Below are 17,580 nucleotides of genomic sequence, written 5' to 3'. Positions count from 1 at the left end.
AGAGGACATTCAATGACGACCTGCCTATCGCGTTCGGGCAGACAGAGCCCTGCGCGCGGTCCGAGACCAGTTGCCAGTCCGCGACCTCGCACCAGTTCGGGCAGGCTCCGGTCTCAAGTCGGTTCAGGAAACTGTCAGGCTCCCGTCTCTTGGCCACGTCATGGACTGCTCCCGATTCGGACCAGTCTCACCCGGGCCAAGAACAAGCGATGGGACAACGCCTCGCTACCGGTTCTCGCGGACGAGTATCCGATGACCTTGGAGCGAGGATGAGCTGCAGTCCGGCGTCGTTCCTTGAGGCGACTGAGTTCCTCGACATCGAGCACGAAGACATCCGCGCCTTCACCGAGGCCACCGTTGGTGACGCGTCCGGCGACAGGGAAAAGGCGAGGCGCCTCTTCGCTGCCGTCCGGGACCAAGTCTGGTACGACCCCTACACCGTTTCGGCCGACCCCGCCAACTACCGCGCGAGTTTCGTCCTCCAAGCGGGCCGTGCCTATTGCGTCCCGAAAGCGGTCCTCTTGACCGCAGTGTGCCGTGCAGCGGGAATTCCAGCGCGGTTGGGGTTCGCTGATGTGCGCAACCATCTGCAGACCGAATCACTGCGAAAGCTCATGGGCGGCACCGACCTGTTCGTCTATCACGGATACAGCAGTCTCCACATCGACGGGAGATGGCTCAAGGCCACCCCGGCATTCAACGTCGAACTATGCGCTCGTTTCGGCGTTCCACCTGTGGAATTCGACGGCGAGCACGACGCGCTCATGCACGCTTTCACTGGGGACGGAACCCAGCACATGGAGTACGTCCGCGAGCGCGGCGTCTATGACGACCTTCCCCTGGCCGCGATCCTGACCGAGCTTCGGAACACCTATGGATCGATGGTCGAGGCCTCGCCGCAGGCGATCGACGACGCCTTCACCGCAAAGCCCGCCAGCCAGGTCAAACCCGGTGGATCCTCACGCCGGTCCACTTCGCCTCAGGAGGATCAATGACCACCACAACGACCTCAAATAGCGCACTCGAGGTGCGCAACCCGTCCGACGGTCAGCTGGTGGGAACCGTGTCCGTTGACGACCGTGACGCTGTGAACCGCCGCGCCACGCAGCTCCGGCTGGCCCAACGTGCATGGGCCGAGGCTGGTCCGCGGCAGCGCTCCAAGTGGCTGCGCCTCTGGCGCGACTGGATCCTCACGCACTCCGATGAGCTCACCGACCTGCTGCAGGCCGAGACAGGCAAGGTTCGTCCGGACGCGCTCGTAGAGACGACCGCCTCGTGCGAGTTCATCACCTACTACGCCGACCATGCCGAGGAGTTCCTCGCCGACGAACGGGTCAAGACCGCGGGTCTACTCAGCCTGCCGAAACGACTGTCCAAGACCTACCAGCCCTACCCACTCGTCGGTCTGATCACCCCGTGGAACTTCCCGATCACCCTTTTCCTCATGGACGCAGCCCCCGCACTGGCTGCCGGTTGCGCGGTACTGGCGAAGCCCTCAGAAGAGACACCGCTGACCTGCGCGCGGGTCATCGACGGCTGGCGCGAGATCGGCGCGCCACCCGTTCTCGCACATGTCACAGGAGCCGGCGACACTGGTGCCGCAGTGGTGGATGCCGCCGACTTCGTCCAGTTCACGGGCTCGACAGCGACAGGGCGCCAGGTCGCCCTCCGCTGTGCTGAGCAGTTGAAACCGGTGAGTCTGGAGCTGGGCGGCAAGGATCCGGCGATCGTGCTGGAGGACGCCGATCTCGCTCGAGCGGTCGAGGGCGTCGCCTGGGGTGGCCTTTTCAACGCAGGGCAAGTCTGCATCTCCGTCGAACGCGTGTATGTCGTTGCTGCGGTCTACGAGGAATTCGTGGCCCGCCTGACACAGCGCGTGCAGTCCCTGACCCAGGGGGCGGATGCCGGCAACGATGTTGGTGCGATGGTCACCGCGAGACAAGTTGACATCGCGGATCGCCACGTCAGCGAGGCGGTGGCCGCGGGAGCGAAGGTAGTGGCCGGCGGCAAGCGGGGTGCGGCCGGGAACTACTACACGCCAACGGTCCTTGTCGACGTGGATCACACGATGTCCTGCATGACCGAGGAGACCTTCGGACCCACGATCCCGGTGATGTGCGTCGCCGACGAAGAAGAGGCCATCCGACTGGCCAACGACTCGACGTACGGATTGTCGGCGACCGTGTGGACTCGTGATCGTGCTCGCGCCCGCCGTGTTGCACGGCGCCTGGAGGTCGGCGCGGTCAACATCAACGATGTCTTCAGCAACCTCTTCGCGATGACGTTGCCTCATAGTGGCTGGAAGGCCTCCGGGATGGGCGCCCGGCTCGGAGGAGCCGACGGGCTGCACAAGTACTGCCGCGTCCGCGCGGTCACCGAGCCGCGACTTCCAGTCCGGGCAAGAGAGCTCACGTGGTACCCGTACTCCGCCTGGCGTACGGCCATCGCCGCAAAGATCATGCGCGCAGCAGCCGGACGCGGCCTGAGTCAACGCCTCGGCCGGAACAAGGAGCACCGCAGATGACGCACGCCACTTCCTTCCCCGCCAAGACGATCGCGATCACTGGAGGAGCCCGTGGCATCGGCTACCAGACGGCGAAGGAGCTGACCGAACGCGGCCACCGCGTGGCCATCGGCGACATCGACGAGGCCCGTGTCAAGAAAGCGGCGGATGAGCTGGGTATCTCTGTTGTGGGCCATCTCGACGTCACCCACCCCGACTCGTTCCGGGCGTTCCTCGACATGGTCGAGGAACAGCTCGGTCCCCTCGATGTGCTGGTCAACAACGCGGGCATCATGCCCACCGGACACGCTCACGAGGAGGACGACGCCGTCACCCGGCGACAGGTGGAGATCAACCTCCTCGGAGTGATCTTCGGGACCAAGCTCGCCCTCCAGCGGATGCTGCCGCGGCGGGCCGGACACATCATCAACACCGCATCGCTGGCCGGGGAACTGCCCGTGCCTGGCCTGGCTACCTACTGCGCCACCAAGTTCGCAGTCATCGGATTCACCGAGGCAGCACGGCAGGAGTACCGCAAGTCCGGGATCCAACTGTCCACCGTGCGACCGACATTCACCAACACCGAGCTCGTCGCCGGCACGGCCGGAGCCAAGGGGCTGCGCAACGCCGAACCCGAAGAGATTGCTCGCGCGACAGCCGAGCTGATCGAGCATCCCCGTCCCTTCGTACGGGTCACTCGCCTCGCCGGCGGCATGGTCGCAGCAATGAAGTTCGTGCCCGGACGGGTGGCGTCCGCGCTTGGCTCTGTCCTGGGTACGGACTCGGTCTTCCTCGACGACGTCGACATGGTCGCCCGCCAGACCTACCTCGACCGCATTCGGAACAACTGACCCCCCAACCCCAACCATCCGGCACAAGAGAAGGACGCCACATGCCCGTCAATGCCTTCATCCAGGACTACCCCCATCGACTGGGGGGACACTGCGGCTCCGGTGCGATGCGCGATCTGCTGCACTGGCACGGCCTGGGATGGGATGGACCGCCCAATGAGGGCCTGGTCTTCACGCTCGGCGGCGCCCTAGGGCTCTCCTTCCTCCGGTCGAGCGAACTCTTTCCCCCGCTATACCTGGTAGGACGAGGTGCCGACTTCGAAATCGATCTACCAACACGACTGGGCGGTGTCGTGCAGGTCCTCACCACCGACGATCCCGCCGAGGGATGGTCGTGGGTCCGTACCGAACTCGACGCCGGTCGACCCAGCCTGATTTGGGGAGACATCTCCGAACTTCCCTACCTCCGTGTCCAGCTGCAGATGAGCCGTCACGACATCGTCGTCATCGGCTACGACGAAGACGAACAACTCGCCTACGTCGTGGACAACGACCGCGCCGAGGTGCAGAAGGTGCCATTGGAAGCCTTGGCCCGGGCACGGTCCTCAACGGCATTCCCACAACCCACGCGTCACTGCACGTACCGCATCACCTGGCCGCCGTCCCTGCCCGCCATCGAGGAAGCCGCCGCAGGCGCGTTCATCCAGTGCGCCGGCAACATGCGCGATCCGTCACAACACAGCATTGCCGGCCCCACCACAGCCGCCGTCGGTGCCGAAGGCCTGAAGGCGGTTGCTCTGTTCGCTGACGACATCGCGACCTGGGCGGAACTTCCCGACGACGAACTCGGACTCTTGTTGTTCAGCCTGGGTGCCTTCATCGAGAAGGCAGGCACCGGCGGCGGGCTCTTTCGGCGACTGCTCGCAGATGGCTGCGCAGAAGTCGCACGTCTGACCGGCGACCAGGCGACCGCTGAGGCTGCGACCGAAGCCGCCCGTTGCGCACAGGGCTGGACAGAAGCCGCCCGCGCTGCGGTCAAACGCGACACCCACCCACGTTCGCGGATTGACGACGTGGTCCTGATGGCCAGCCGGCTACCGGAGTTGGAGTTGCGTCTCGTCGAGTCCCTGGAGTCTGCCGCAACCTCCTTGGCAGCGGCAGATGGCTGATCACCGCCATTGACTTTCCAAGGTCGGCTCTCTCCGAACAGCTGTCCGTCCGGATCCACACACGAGTGAAGGAACCTCATGCAGAGCACGATGATGAACGTCCCGTTGACGACCACAGCAATCATGCGTCACGGCGCAGGCGTGCACGGGTCTGCAACGGTGCGGACCCTGCAACCCGATGGAACCGTAAAGGTCGGCACCTTCGCCGAGGTCGGCCGTAGGGCTGCGCAGTTGGCTCACGCGTTGCGAGGCTGCGGAATCACTGGCGATGATCGGGTCGCCACCTTCATGTGGAACAACCAAGAACACGTGGAGGCGTACTTGGCGGTGCCCTCGATGGGCGCGGTGCTCCACACCCTGAACTTGCGCCTCACCCCGGAGCAGATCACCTACATCGGCAACCACGCCGAAGATCGAGTGATCATCGCCGATGGCAGTCTCGTACCCCTCCTGGCTCCAGTGTTACCGCAGATCACCAGCGTGCACACCGTCGTGGTGACCGGCGACGTCGATCTCACTCCGCTACGCAGCAAGGACGTCACGGTCGTGAGATACGAGGATTTCATCTCGGGCCAGCCCGAGGCCTTCGACTGGCCCGAGCTCGATGAAGGCACGGCGGCGGCCATGTGCTACACGTCCGGGACCACCGGCAATCCCAAAGGAGTCGCCTACAGTCACCGGTCGACCTACCTGCACTCCATGGCCGCCTGTCTCGCAGACGGCCTCGGTATCGGCGCCGGTGACCGCATCCTCGCGATCGTGCCAATGTTCCACGCCAACGCTTGGGGCCTGGTCTATTCCGCCTTCATGGCCGGTGCCGACCTACTCATGCCCGAGCGTTTCCTACAGGCCGAACCGCTCGTGCGCCTGATCGGTGCTGAGCGACCCACGATCGCCGGAGCAGTCCCGACGATCTGGAACGACGTCTTGAACTTTCTGGAGTCCAACCCAAGCCACGATGTGTCCTCGCTCGGTCTTGTCGCCTGCGGTGGCTCTGCGGTGCCCCTGCACCTCATGAAGACATTCCAAGAGAAGTACGGCGTGCAGATCGTCCAAGCATGGGGGATGACTGAGACCTCTCCGCTGGCCGCCGTCGCCCGTCCGCCCGCATCGCTCGACCCGTCCGAGCAGTGGCAACTGCGTGCCACCCAGGGGCGTCCGGTCGCTGGAGTGGAATTGAGGATCGTCGACGATGCGGGCCGAGTGCTGCCCAACGATGGCGCGGCGGTGGGGGAGTTGCAGGTGCGCGGGCCCTGGATCAGCGGCGCCTACTACCGGGAGGAGGACGACGGAGAGAGGTTCCACGACGGGTGGTTGCGCACCGGCGACGTCGGGCGCATCAACTCACGCAGCTTCGTCACGTTGACCGACCGCACCAAGGACGTGATCAAGTCCGGAGGGGAGTGGATCTCTTCGGTTGAGCTTGAGTTGCACCTCGCCGGTCACCCCGACGTTCTGGAAGCCTCCGTGGTGGGGGTTCCGGACGCGAAGTGGCAGGAGCGGCCACTGGCCGTCATCGCCGTACGCGAGGGCAGGGAACTCACACCGGCCCAGCTTCGTGACTTCCTCGAGGACAAGGTTGCCAGGTGGTGGCTGCCGGAGCGCTGGAGCTTCGTCGCCGAGGTACCGAAGACGTCGGTCGGGAAATTCGACAAGAAGCGCCTACGCGCACTGCATGCCGACGGCGAACTGGCCGTCATCGAAGTCTGAGAAGTATCGCTTCACTCGGACAACTCGAAGCCCGACGAATAGAGAAGTGACACGGATGACGGCGATTGGGAAGCACAGCAACCAGATGACGCCCGTTGGCGGTAGCGAAGGCGACGTATCCCGCGAGGGGGGAGTGATCTCTCGCTGGGCGGCGCACCTCGCCGGTCAGCGCCCGGTGGGGATCGGCCAGACGCTGCCCCCGCACTCGCCGGATTGCGCCGGATGCGGGCCGGATAATCCGGCCGGCCTGCATCTGCGTGCGGTCCGCACCGCGTCGGGAGTCGAAGCAGTCCACTGCTTCGACGAGGCGCATGTAGGAGCCCCAGGTATCGCGCATGGAGGAGCGGTCGCACTCGCGTTCGACGACTTGTTTGGGTTCGTGCTCTACACGGTCGGATCGCTCGCCGTCACTCGCAGCCTTACCGTCGAGTACCGAGCACCGTTCCGGTTGCGCCAGCCGTACACCTTCTGCGCCAACGTGGCCCAACGGGAAGGACGACGGCTGCTGCTCCACGCCGAGGCGCGGGACGACAATGGACGGGGGGTCGGATCCGCCGAGGCCACCTTCGTGGTCGTCGGTGCTGAACATTTCGCCGCGAACGCTGGACAAGGAATGAGCCCCGGCGAATGCGACCTGCAGATGAGAGATCCGAGAGGTCCGAGCAACGTGCCCAGTTCAGTAGCGGTGTCCTACGTGCACAGCCAGCCATCGGTGGAGGTCCAGTGAGGTTACCTGCGTTTCTACCTGGGTGGGGCGTGGCGTGGTGGATCGCGTTCTTGGTCTGCAAGCCGGCGTTGGTCTTGGTGCGCCGTCGGGACTGGCATGGCGTTGAACAGATCCCATCCAGCGGCGGCGTGGTGCTCGCCGTGAACCACGTTTCCCATGGTGGGCCCGCTGCTCATTGCCGAGATGGTGTTCGCGAACGGAAGGACTCCGGCATTCCTTGCCAAGAGCCGTCTGTTCGGCGAGCGCATCGTGGGGTGATGGTTCGTGCCGCTGGGCATGTGGAGGTTGACCGACATGGTGAGCAGTTCGCGCATCAGATCACGACTGGCTTGGGCCAGCTGCTCGTTCAGAAGCGGGCAGGGTCGGTACTGGGTCCAGCGGCCATCTCGGTGTCCTTCTTCGAGTCGGTTGTGAGAGATCACGAAGGAACCACCCGGTGGCACCGCCTACGTTGGAGGCACGCGCTCACTCAGGTCCGTGCTACCACTCCGCTGAACTCCACTTCGTTTCGGTGATTGACGTGCATGCCCAGCCCGTCAACTGTCGGTGCAGGCGACGGTTTCGAGGCTCAGAATCAATCTGAGAGAAGTCGAGCGGCGTATCGCGGATCGATTCGTGGGACTGCGTGCCATGTGTGGCAGGGACGATCTGAGCAGCCTTTCGAGGACGATCCGAAGCCGACGGGAGGTGCCGCCACACAGACGGATGGGCCAAGGTCTTGCTAGGGGCCCGGCTGAGCCGGAGGCTTCGGGCAAGACGGTCCCGCGGAACTGCTGCTGTTCTGCTCAGGTCGACATACGTTGCGCTCGCTTGCGGTAGGCGTGCGGGCTGACGCCGGTGCGGCCCTTGAAGGCCCGCGTGAAGGCGGCCGTCTCGGAGTAGCCGAGTCGTTCGCCGATCGCCCCGACGGTCATCGCGCTCGACTCGAGCCACTCCTTGGCCAGCGAGACGCGCACCTCGGCGGTTGCTTCGCGGTACGTAGTGCCGGCAGCCGCCAACCGGCGGCGCAGTGTGCGCGGGGTGGTCAGCATCTCTGCCGCCATCTGGGGGAGGTCCGGCATGGTGGCTGGGCGGGCCCGCAGCAGCTCGCGCACTTGCCCGGCGAGCCCTCGACGTGCCCTGCTGCGCGCCAGCTGCTGCTCGCAAGCGCGCACGCACCAGCGGTGGATCGTGGGATCTGCCTGGCGAAGCGGGCGCCGCATGGCCTGTGGGTCGAAGACCAGGCGATCGGAATCGCAGGAATAGCGCACGTCGCACCCCAGGGCAGCGCTGAACACTGCGGGGTCTGCGGGCGCGGGCCGTGTCAGCTCGACTCGGGTGACGAGGTTGTCGGGTGCCCCCGCGTCCTCCACGCCGTTCATTATCAATGCCAGATCACGCTCGACCAGGACGCGCCGGAGGTCAGCAGGCACCCGGCTGTGGTCGATGCGCACCCCGGACGGTTCCGGCAGGGTGCGGCAGAAGCCGTGAAAGTGCCTGCGATAGGCGGCGACGAACTCCAGCGCCGTCCGTGCGTCGGGGGCGCTGATCAGTCCTAGTCCCGCGATTCCGCAGGAGGACAGGTGGTAACGTCGCCCGAGCCGCAGGCCAAGCTCGGCGTCGGCGGGCAGTGAGTCGATCACGTTCCGGATGATCTGCAGTTCCTGCCATGACGGCAGTTCCGCGTCATCGTCGCCGACCAGTTGTCTCGGCTCCACCCCGGTCCCCCGTAAGCACAATGCGGCACTCATGCCGTGCTCGTCGGCGAAGGCCAGCAGAACCCGGGCGCTCGCCATACTGCGGAAGGTCTCTGTCGCCGCCACCGGCTCGCTCGTCACCTCGTTTCAGCCGGTGTGGCCGTAACTGTCAAACAGCTGGCCCGACATGTCATGGCAACCTTCCCCTTGTCGTTCGTACGCTCGCGTCACAGGGCACACCGCTGCCCTCGTCCTCTTAGGAGCCGCGAATGAAGATCCTGTTGAAAAGAACCGCAGCCATCTTGGCTGTGCTGTTCGTGACCGCCGTCGGTGTGTCCTCAGCGCCGGCCGCCGCCCACTCCGGACCCGCACTGCAAACCCCAGGCACGACGCTGCAACAAGCCCTGAGTTGCACCTCCGGGCTGAGCAAGGCCACCAAGACACCGATCCTGCTGGTGCACGGCACCTTCACCACCCCCTCCGAGACCTGGACCTGGGGCTATCAGCGGGCGCTTTCCGCCAAGGGCCACCCAGTGTGCACTGTCACCCTCCCGCAGCGCGCCACCATCGACATGCAGACCACAGTCGAATACGTCGTACACGCCATCCGAGAGATCAACGACGTCAGCGGACGTGAGGTCTCGATCATCGGGCACAGCCAGGGCGGGGTGCTGCCCACGTGGGCGCTGCGCTTCTGGCCGGACCTGCCCGACCGCGTGGACGACTTCGTGGCCCTGGCCGGCCCACAGAATGGAACCGGGTTCGCCGACGCTCTATGCGCGCCGTCACGGTGTCCGGACCTGATGCACCAAATGGTCACCGGCTCGAAGTGGATGACCGCGCTGCGCCGTCAATCCCTCGACAGCTCGGTCTCCTTCACCTCCATCGGCAGCAACTCGGACGAGGTTGTCTTTCCGGCTCCGATCGCGACGAACTTCCCCGGAGCCACCAACCTGCTGGTCCAGGACGTCTGTCCGGCACGCGTTGTGGGCCACATCGGCATGCTGTCCGACGCGGCAACCTTCGCCCTCGTCATAGATGCGCTGACCCATACCGGCCCAGCCAACGAAACCCGGGTCAGCCGCAGTGTGTGTCTCCATTCCGACTACCCAGGCATCGACTACGCCGGCCGGAGCAGCCTGCTGGCCACCGGCATCGCCGGGCTGACCGCGTTCGCGACGCTCCCGCACACCTCTCATGAGCCCGCCCTGCGCGACTATGCGGTGACTGGTTGACGCTTGCGGGCGGGGCGCCCTGGCGCCCCGCCCTTCAGCTCCTGTCCCTCTGAGCTGCAAGCGCGGCTGCTGGATGTCAGCCGACGATGGATTGTCAGCCGACGACGCGGTCGATCCAAGCGATCAACTCGCCGAACACCTCGTCGCGGTTGGTCTCGTTGAACAGCTCGTGGCGCGCCTCGGGGTACGTACGATATGTGACGTCGCGCAGCCCAGCGTCGCGGTAGCGCTGGACCAGCAGGTCGCTCAGGGCAAGGCCCGCGTTCACCGGATCGCGGTCACCGACCAGCACGTACAGCGGCAGATCCGCAGGCATGCCCACCGGCTCGGCGAGCCGGGGTGCTGCTGCGACCAGCGCACCCATCGACGCGTCCTGCAGCGCGAAGCCGCACAGGGGGTCCGCAATGTAGGCGTCCACCTGCGCCTCATCCCGGCTCAGCCAGTCGGCCGACGTACGCACGGGCTCGAACGACTTGTTGAGCGCCGCCATCATGTCGTCGCCGCTGCCGGCCAGCCCTGCGAAGAGCTGGTCCGGCGCGCTGGTGCCGCACAGGGCGATACCGTCCACCAGCTCCGCGTAGTCCAGCAGATACTGCTGCGACGCGAACGAGCCCATGCTGTGGCCGACCAGGACCAGCGGCAGACCCGGGTGCCGCTCGCGGGCCGTACGGGAGATGGCAGCCACGTCGGCCACCAGACGGTTCCAGCCGTCGTCGCCGAAGTCGCCAGGCGTGGTGTGGATACTCATGCCGTGGCCGCGGTGGTCCCCGGCGTAGACGGCGTAACCCGCCGCCACGAGTGCCTCGGCAAGCGGGGCGTAGCGGGCGGCGTGCTCACCCATACCGTGGGCGAGCTGGACGATGCCGCGCGGCGGCCCGTCCGGGGCCCACTCGTGGACGTGGATCCTGACATCGTCCTGGCTTGTGAAGACATACATGTTGCTGCTCCTAAAGGATAGATCGGAAGGTTGTCGGTTCAGCAGACCCGCTGTGCCAGCAGGTTTTCGACGCGGGCACGGACACCGGGGGTGTCGAGGCCGCGGACGGTCAGGGTGGTACGGCGGCGCAGGACATCGTCCGCCGTCTCCGCCCATTCGTGGTCACGGGCGTAGATGACCTGGGCCCAGATCTCGGGCCCATCGGGGTGGATGCGTTCGCCCAGCCCCGGGTCATCGTTTGCCAGCCGGGCGACGTCGAAGGCCAGCGAGCCGTAGTGGGTGGCGAGGTGACGGGCCGTCAGCGGGTCCATGCGGTGGCCCAGTTCGCGGTCGATCAGCAGCCGGTGCGCGACGGCGTTGGGGTTGGCGACGCCGGGCAAGGGGGTGCGGCGTACCAGGGATTTCATCGGTTCCATATCCTCCGCGAGGACAGCGCCGGAAGAGTTGGCGAGCTTGTTCATCACCTCCCGTCCGATGTGCCGGTAGGTGGTCCACTTGCCGCCCGCGACTGACAACATGCCTCCGCTGCCTTCGGTGACGACGGTCTCCCGCTTGGCCGTCTCCACACCGCCGGGACCGCTTGGGAGCACGCGCAGCCCGGCGAAAGCGTAGGTCATCAGCGATCGGTCGAGCTCGGCACCTCGCACCGAGAAGGCGGCCTCGTCGAGGATCTGGGTGACATCGGCTTCGGTGGCCGCCACGTCGGCCGGGTCGCCGTCGTAGGGCTCGTCGGTGGTGCCGAGCAGCAGTTGGTCCTCCCACGGCAGGGCGAAGGTAATGCGGTGCTTGTCAATTGGGGTGGCCATCGCGGCCTTCCAGGGCGACTTGCGCTTGAGCACCAGGTGCGCACCCTTGGACAGACGGATGGACGGAGCGGCTCCCGGGTTCTCCATCCGGCGCAGGTGATCGACCCACGGGCCAGCGGCGTTCAGGACCACCCGGGCGTTCACGCCGAACTCGGCGTGGTCCTGGCCGTCCCTGAGGTCCGCCCCCGTGACTCGGCCTCGGGTGGTGCGCAGTCCGGTGACCTCGGCGTGGTTGAGCACCACTGCGCCCGCTTCGACCGCCGCGCGCACCGTCATCACGGCCACCCGCGCGTCGTTCATCTGGTGGTCGTAGTAGACGGCGACGGCCTTAAGGTTCTCCGTACGCAGCGCTGGATTCACTGCCTGCGCCTTCGCCGGGGAGATCAGCTTGCCGATGCCGTCGCCGAAGGCGGACAGGGCCGAGTAGGCGAACACTCCCGCGCCGAGCTTCGCGGCGCCGACCGGTCCGCCCTTGTAGACCGGCAGATGGAAGGTGAGCGGGTTGACTAGGTGCGGGGCGACGTCGTTGGCCAGAATGCGGCGCTCGTGGTGGTTCTCGGCGACGAGCTTGACTGCGCCGGTCTGCAGATAGCGCAGACCGCCGTGCACGAGTTTCGAGGAGGCAGAGGACGTGGCGCCGGCGAAGTCGCCAGCGTCCACCATCGCCACCCGTAGCCCCGACTGCGCAGCGTGCCAGGCTACCGAGGTGCCCAGGATGCCGCCGCCGATCACCAGCAGGTCATAGGCGGCCCGCGACAGCAGCTCCCGGGTCTTGGCGCGCGAGGCATTGACGTTGGATGCGGGATATACGCCGAGTGATCCGATCGCGGCCGTGTGGGTAGTGCTCTGCGAGGTGGTCATCGCTCGTCTCCTGCTTCTCGGTGCTCGTCTTCCGCCCAGTCCAGGGTCCGTTGGACGGCCTTGAGCCAGTTCTTGTACTCGCGCTTGCGGGTGTCGTCGTCCATTTGGGGAGTCCACTCCGCGGCACGGCGCCAGTTGGCGCGCAGCGCGTCGGTGTTCGGCCAGAAGCCGACCGCGAGGCCGGCAGCGTAGGCTGCGCCCAGACAGGTTGTTTCGGCGACCAGCGGGCGCACCACGGGGGCGTCCAGGAAGTCCGAAAGGTTCTGCATCAGCAGGTTGTTGGAAGTCATGCCGCCGTCGACCCTGAGCGTGGCTAGCTCCACGCCCGAGTCCTTGGTCATCGCGTCGCAGATCTCACGCGTCTGCCAGGCGGTGGCCTCCAGCACGGCGCGGGCGATGTGCGCTTTGGTGACATAGCGGGTGAGGCCCGCGATCACACCCCGGGCATCGTCGCGCCAATAGGGTGCGAACAGGCCGGAGAAGGCTGGCACGAAGTACGCGCCGCCGTTGTCCTCGACGCTCAGCGCGAGGGACTCGATCTCCGCTGCGGTGGAGATCAGGCCCAACTGGTCACGCATCCACTGCACCAGCGAACCCGTGACTGCGATCGAGCCCTCCAGGGCGTAGACCGGGGCCTCGTCGCCGATCCGGTAGCCGACTGTGGTCAGTAGCCCATTGTATGAGTTGACGACCTTGTCACCTGTGTTCATCAGCAGAAAGGTGCCGGTGCCGTACGTGGACTTGGCCTCACCCTCGGCGTAGCAGGCCTGGCCAAACAACGCCGCCTGCTGGTCGCCGAGCGCCGAGGCGACCGGAACGCCCTGGAGGGAGCCGGTGGCGGCGTGACCGTAGACCTCGGCGGACGAACGGATCTCTGGCAGCACCGAACGCGGCACCCCGATGGAGTTCAACAGTTCGTCGTCCCAGTCCAGCGTGTGCAGGTTCATCAGTAGGGTGCGGGACGCGTTGGTCACGTCAGTGACGTGCACGCCTCCGTCTGGGCCGCCGGTCAGGTTCCAGATCACCCACGAGTCCATGGTGCCGAAGAGGATGTCGCCGGCCTCGGCGCGCTCACGCAGGCCATCGACGTTGTCCAGCAGCCAGCGGACCTTGGGACCGGCGAAGTATGAGGCCAGCGGCAGCCCGGTCTCGCGGCGGAAGCGGTCCTGGCCCACGTTTCGGCCCAGCTCGCGGCAGAGTTCGGCGGTGCGAGTATCTTGCCAGACCAAGGCGTTGTAGACCGGCTCGCCGGTGTTCTTGTCCCACAGGACTGTGGTCTCGCGTTGGTTGGTGATGCCGATGGCCTTCACGTCGGAGGACGTGATGGCCGCCATGGCGACGGCGCCGTCGACGACCTCCTGGACGTTGGCCCAGATCTCCGTGGCATTGTGCTCCACCCAGCCCGGCTCCGGGAAGATCTGCTCGTGTTCCTTCTGGTCGACCGCGATGATACGGCCGCCCTTGTCTGAGATGATGCAGCGGGAGGAGGTGGTGCCCTGGTCGATCGCGGCGATGAACGGGCCTGCGGTGTATGTGTCGATCACGGATGGCTTTCAGAATCAGGTGCGGTGGGGCGGACAGACGGCTAACGAGGCGGCACGAGCCCGGCCCATGGAGTTCACGGCCATCGCCGGACGCCCGCGTCCACCGACCACAGCATGGGTCCCTTGTTGCATTTCCATTGTGAGTGCTGAGACGGTCCACAGCATCTGTCACATGACCGGGTTGTCGTGGTCGCTTGGGATTCAACTCCCGAACACGGGTCAGGCTTCTTCGTCGCCCAGATCGATGTCGGCGAGCTGGCGGCGGTCGCTGACGCCCAGTTTCGGGAACAGGTTGTAGAGGTGGTAACCCACGGTGCGCGGCGAGATGTGCAGCTGCGCTGCGATCGCCCGGTTCGTCAGCCCGCGCGCGGCGCGCTTGGCGACCTGCAGTTCCTGCGCGGTGAGAGCCGCACGAGCACCAGCTTCCACTCTCTCCCCCGCTGCTCGCAGCTCACACTGCGCCCGGCCGGCGAACCCCCCGGCGCCCACGCTTGCCAGCACCTCGGCCGCCTCCCGCAGCGGGTCGCGGGCCTCGGCTGGGCGGCCTGTCCGGCGCAGCCACTCGCCGTACGACAGCAGCGCCCGGCCGCGGGCGTACAGGGAATGACCGGCGATGTCCGTCGCGGCCCGGAAGTGCCGCTCCACCGTGGCCGTGTCGGTCTGCTCAGCGGCGGCGCGCAGCGCCTCGCAGTGCTCGGCCGTGGTCAGTAGGTCCGGATCGATCGAGCCGGCGGCGGCACGTGCCACCACCTCCCGCAGGTGAGCGGTGTCGTCCGTACGGTCGCAGCGTAGGGCGGCCTCCACCACGTCGGCGGCGAACTGCAGGGCCAGCCCCGGATGCGCGGGCTGCGGCCCTGCCAGCGGGCGCAACCGCGCCCATGACTCCTCCCAGCGGCCATCCGCGGCGGCCAGCAGGCCCAGGGCAAGCCGGGCCTGCGCCGCGGCCAGCCTGTTCTCGCTGCCGGCCAGCTCGTGCACCCGTTGCACCTCGCGCCGGCACTCCGCCGCCCGACCGCCGATGCCGTGAGTGACGGCGGTGTGAGCGGCGGCCTGTCCCACCAGCCAGTCCTGCCCGATCCGGGCCGCGACCTGCTCGGTCTCGACGAGCAGGGCCGCCGCGATGTCACCGCGGCCGGTGAGCGCCGCGGCGGGGGCCGTCGCGGCCAGCAGGAACGGCAGCGAGCCGACAGCCTGCCCCCGGCGCAGCCGGGCCCCTGCCCGTTCCAGGCAGCGCAGCGCGTCGGCATGGGAGCCAAAGAGCACCAGATTGGGCTGCAGCAGCGGCCCCAGCTCGTCCGTCGGGCGCTCGCCCGACGCCTTGGTGAAGTGGTTCAGCACCTCCGCATACGGGTGGTCTGCCGCCGCTGGGCCGACGGCCGCCGCCAAGGCCCGGATTCGATCGAGCCCGGCCAGGAACCATGTCGGAAGGTCGGCGGCCCACGCGGCGTACACCGTACGCAGCAGATCGCCGAGCGGGACGACGACCGCATCCTGGTGGGCGTCCTGGGAGGCCGCCTCGTCCGGAGCCTGGACAGACGCGGACAGCAGATCTGCTGCCACGAGAAGGTGCTCGCAGGCGATACGCAGCTCGCCCCTGCCGAGCGCGATGAGACCGCGTAGTCTTGACACCCGAGCGCGCGCGACGGTATCGCGTTCATCCTGTGACCCGGCCCTGTCCAGCAGCACGGCGGCGCGGCCCGCGTGCCCGGCGCTCCACGCCGCCCCGGCTGCCAGCAGCAGACGCCGGTCGCGGTCCCGGATGTCTGGGCTGAGCTCAGCGGCTTCTTCCAACATCCGTGCTTTGGCCTTGGTACCCCCGCGTCGGACCGAACGCGCCGCCGATTGCTCCAGCAGCCGGGCGATGTGCTCGTCGGGTCCGGTGGCCGCCGCGGCGAGGTGTGCGGCGCGGCGGTCGGCCACGTCGCCGTGGACGAGCACGGCCGCAAGGGCGAGGTGGGCGCGACGGCGCCTATCGTAGGTGCTGCCGCGTAGCACCGCCGAACGCATCAGCGGCTTCCGAAATGCCACGGAGGTGCCCTTGACCACCACAAGTCCGGCGTCTTCCGCAGTAGCCAACGTGGCACGGCCGTGCCTTCCCATGGCCTGCGCGGCGGACAACAGGGTGCGCAGACCGACGGAGTCTTCAAGGGCCAAGAGGGTAACCAGGTCGCGACCTGCCGAGGTCAGCTGGTCGAGTTCGGCTTCGTAGGTGCTCTGCAGCCGAGCCCCCAGCGGCAAGGGATCCGGCAGCGGGTCGACCCCGGCACGCTGCCGCGTGGTCAGTTGCTTCGCTAGCTCGATGATCGCCAGCGGGCTGCCCCCCGCGACGGCCAGTACGCGATCGGCCGCCGTCGGCGACAGATCCGCGTGCCTCTGCTGGAGCAGGGCCCGTGCGGCGACGTCGTCCAACGGGTCCAGCGCAAGCTCCAATACATCGAGACCGCCTGGGAGCGTGCAGGCCGCACAGAGGATGGCGATTGGCTTGTCCCCGACCCGGCCCGCCGTAAACATGATTGCCTGCCGTGACGACCTGTCCAGCCGGTCGAGGTTGTCCACAACCACCAGCACAGGTTCATCGGCACTCACCCGGGTGAGGAGGTTCAGGAAGGCGATCCCCGTCACCAGCGGATCCGGGGGCCGGGACTCGGTGCCCCCTATCGACGAAAGAGCGGCGGCCTGCACTTCCGCCAGCCGCCCGACATGTCCCTCCATACCTCGCAGTAGGGTATGCAGGCCGGCGAACTCCAGATCGGTCTCCATAGCGGATCCGGCCAATCGCAGAACCCGCATCTTCGCTTCTGCGGAGACGCGCTCCAGGACAGCGGTCTTTCCCATCCCCGGCTCGCCGGTGACGAAAAGCGCCCCGCCGCCGCGCCCGGCACGGGCGGATGCCAAAATATCCGCGACGAGAGCGAACTCTTCCACGCGGCCCACCAGTGGCCACCCGGAATCGCGAGACTCACTCAATGATCACTCCAAACCCGGCCACATCGGACCACTGGGCTCGTCTGAGACATCATACACGGGCGGGCAGCGCGACTTTCGATGACTCGGCGGTCAAGTAGGTAGCGGTCATGGCTCGGTGACGACGGTGGGGAAAGGCGCCACGTACGCCTCGGAGCACCAGTTGACCGGACCCCTGGTGGCCGGGTTTGCTTTGCGCCGCGGTGCGGCCAGTGTGCGCCTTGGCCGCCACACGGTGCGCTGACGCGGCACTATGCACCCACGGCGCCTCGTTGTTCGGGATATGTATCCCTACCATATGCGCACGACAGCGGCCGCATTGAAGGGTGGGTGACGAGCGACTGGCTGCCCGTAGCGGATCGGATCGAGGAGAGCGCCTTGGTGCGGGAGGCCCAGGAGGTCATCGACTGGATCGTGGACTCACCGACGCGATGTGCGTGCATCTTGACGAACTCGTCGTGCGGATCGCGCCGGGCGCAGATTCTCGAGGATGTCCGCTACCAGCTCGCGGTCAACAGCCTGGTCACGGCGGACTCGATGGTCGGTAGGATCACCCACGGCACCTCACCCTGCCTGTGGTCGAGGTGCGTTGTTGACCCTGCTTCAACGTGTGACGGTCGCCGCATGGGTGACGAGCGGATTGTGACGTGCTGGTTT

The 17,580-nt window shown here is 66.8% G+C and carries 12 protein-coding genes; 7 read left to right on the top strand and 5 right to left on the bottom strand.

Translation table 11 applies throughout. From position 1 onward, the window contains the following. The first annotated feature begins 269 nt into the window (after nt 1–269). From ABT304_RS02825 to ABT304_RS02800, 6 genes are all read left to right on the top strand, one after another. The gene (locus ABT304_RS02825; protein WP_008362709.1) at nt 270–995 is read left to right on the top strand and encodes a transglutaminase-like domain-containing protein; all 726 of its coding nucleotides are present in this window, start codon (nt 270–272) and stop codon (nt 993–995) included. Further along, nucleotides 992–2,524 (top strand): aldehyde dehydrogenase family protein, encoded by a 1,533-nt coding sequence (locus tag ABT304_RS02820; RefSeq protein ID WP_350713245.1) that lies wholly within the window; start codon nt 992–994, stop codon nt 2,522–2,524. The genes ABT304_RS02825 and ABT304_RS02820 overlap by 4 nt, the downstream gene beginning before the upstream one ends. Beyond that, nucleotides 2,521–3,354 carry an SDR family oxidoreductase gene (locus ABT304_RS02815; RefSeq protein ID WP_350713244.1) on the top strand — a complete coding sequence of 278 codons (834 nt, stop codon included), beginning with the start codon at nt 2,521–2,523 and terminating at the stop codon, nt 3,352–3,354. The genes ABT304_RS02820 and ABT304_RS02815 overlap by 4 nt, the downstream gene beginning before the upstream one ends. Before the next feature lie 41 nt (nt 3,355–3,395). Next, complete coding sequence (locus ABT304_RS02810; protein WP_350713243.1) at nt 3,396–4,463, top strand: BtrH N-terminal domain-containing protein; 1,068 nt, start codon at nt 3,396–3,398, stop codon at nt 4,461–4,463. 78 nt (nt 4,464–4,541) lie between these two features. After that, nucleotides 4,542–6,173 carry a long-chain fatty acid--CoA ligase gene (locus ABT304_RS02805; RefSeq protein ID WP_350713242.1) on the top strand — a complete coding sequence of 544 codons (1,632 nt, stop codon included), beginning with the start codon at nt 4,542–4,544 and terminating at the stop codon, nt 6,171–6,173. A 55-nt stretch (nt 6,174–6,228) separates the two neighbouring features. Further along, the gene (locus tag ABT304_RS02800; RefSeq protein ID WP_008362700.1) at nt 6,229–6,900 is read left to right on the top strand and encodes a PaaI family thioesterase; all 672 of its coding nucleotides are present in this window, start codon (nt 6,229–6,231) and stop codon (nt 6,898–6,900) included. A gap of 785 nt (nt 6,901–7,685) precedes the next feature. Here ABT304_RS02800 and ABT304_RS02795 read toward each other — a convergent pair. Continuing rightward, complete coding sequence (locus tag ABT304_RS02795) at nt 7,686–8,702, bottom strand: AraC family transcriptional regulator (protein ID WP_350713241.1); 1,017 nt, start codon at nt 8,700–8,702, stop codon at nt 7,686–7,688. Between the two features lie 143 nt (nt 8,703–8,845). On the opposite strand from ABT304_RS02795, the gene ABT304_RS02790 reads away from it, so the two are divergent. Continuing rightward, nucleotides 8,846–9,811: an esterase/lipase family protein gene (locus ABT304_RS02790; RefSeq protein ID WP_350713240.1), complete on the top strand. Its 966-nt coding sequence runs from the start codon at nt 8,846–8,848 to the stop codon at nt 9,809–9,811. 94 nt (nt 9,812–9,905) lie between these two features. On the opposite strand, the gene ABT304_RS02785 is transcribed toward ABT304_RS02790, so the two are convergent. The 4 genes from ABT304_RS02785 to ABT304_RS02770 form a co-directional block, all read right to left on the bottom strand. Continuing rightward, a complete protein-coding gene (locus tag ABT304_RS02785) occupies nt 9,906–10,748 on the bottom strand; it encodes an alpha/beta hydrolase (protein ID WP_350713239.1) in 843 nt (280 codons plus the stop codon). A 38-nt stretch (nt 10,749–10,786) separates the two neighbouring features. After that, nucleotides 10,787–12,415 carry a glycerol-3-phosphate dehydrogenase/oxidase gene (locus tag ABT304_RS02780; protein WP_350713238.1) on the bottom strand — a complete coding sequence of 543 codons (1,629 nt, stop codon included), beginning with the start codon at nt 12,413–12,415 and terminating at the stop codon, nt 10,787–10,789. Further along, nucleotides 12,412–13,959 carry a glycerol kinase GlpK gene (gene glpK / locus ABT304_RS02775; protein ID WP_350713237.1) on the bottom strand — a complete coding sequence of 516 codons (1,548 nt, stop codon included), beginning with the start codon at nt 13,957–13,959 and terminating at the stop codon, nt 12,412–12,414. Before glpK ends, ABT304_RS02780 begins: the two co-directional genes overlap by 4 nt. Before the next feature lie 219 nt (nt 13,960–14,178). Continuing rightward, nucleotides 14,179–16,893, bottom strand: a complete 2,715-nt coding sequence (locus tag ABT304_RS02770) for a helix-turn-helix transcriptional regulator (RefSeq protein ID WP_350713236.1) — start codon at nt 16,891–16,893, stop codon at nt 14,179–14,181. Between the last annotated feature and the right edge of the window lie 687 nt (nt 16,894–17,580).

It is taken from the genome of Nocardioides sp. NPDC000445 (assembly GCF_040300245.1).
Lineage (GTDB): Bacteria > Actinomycetota > Actinomycetes > Propionibacteriales > Nocardioidaceae > Nocardioides.
This window is presented reverse-complemented; position numbering and strand designations above follow the sequence as displayed.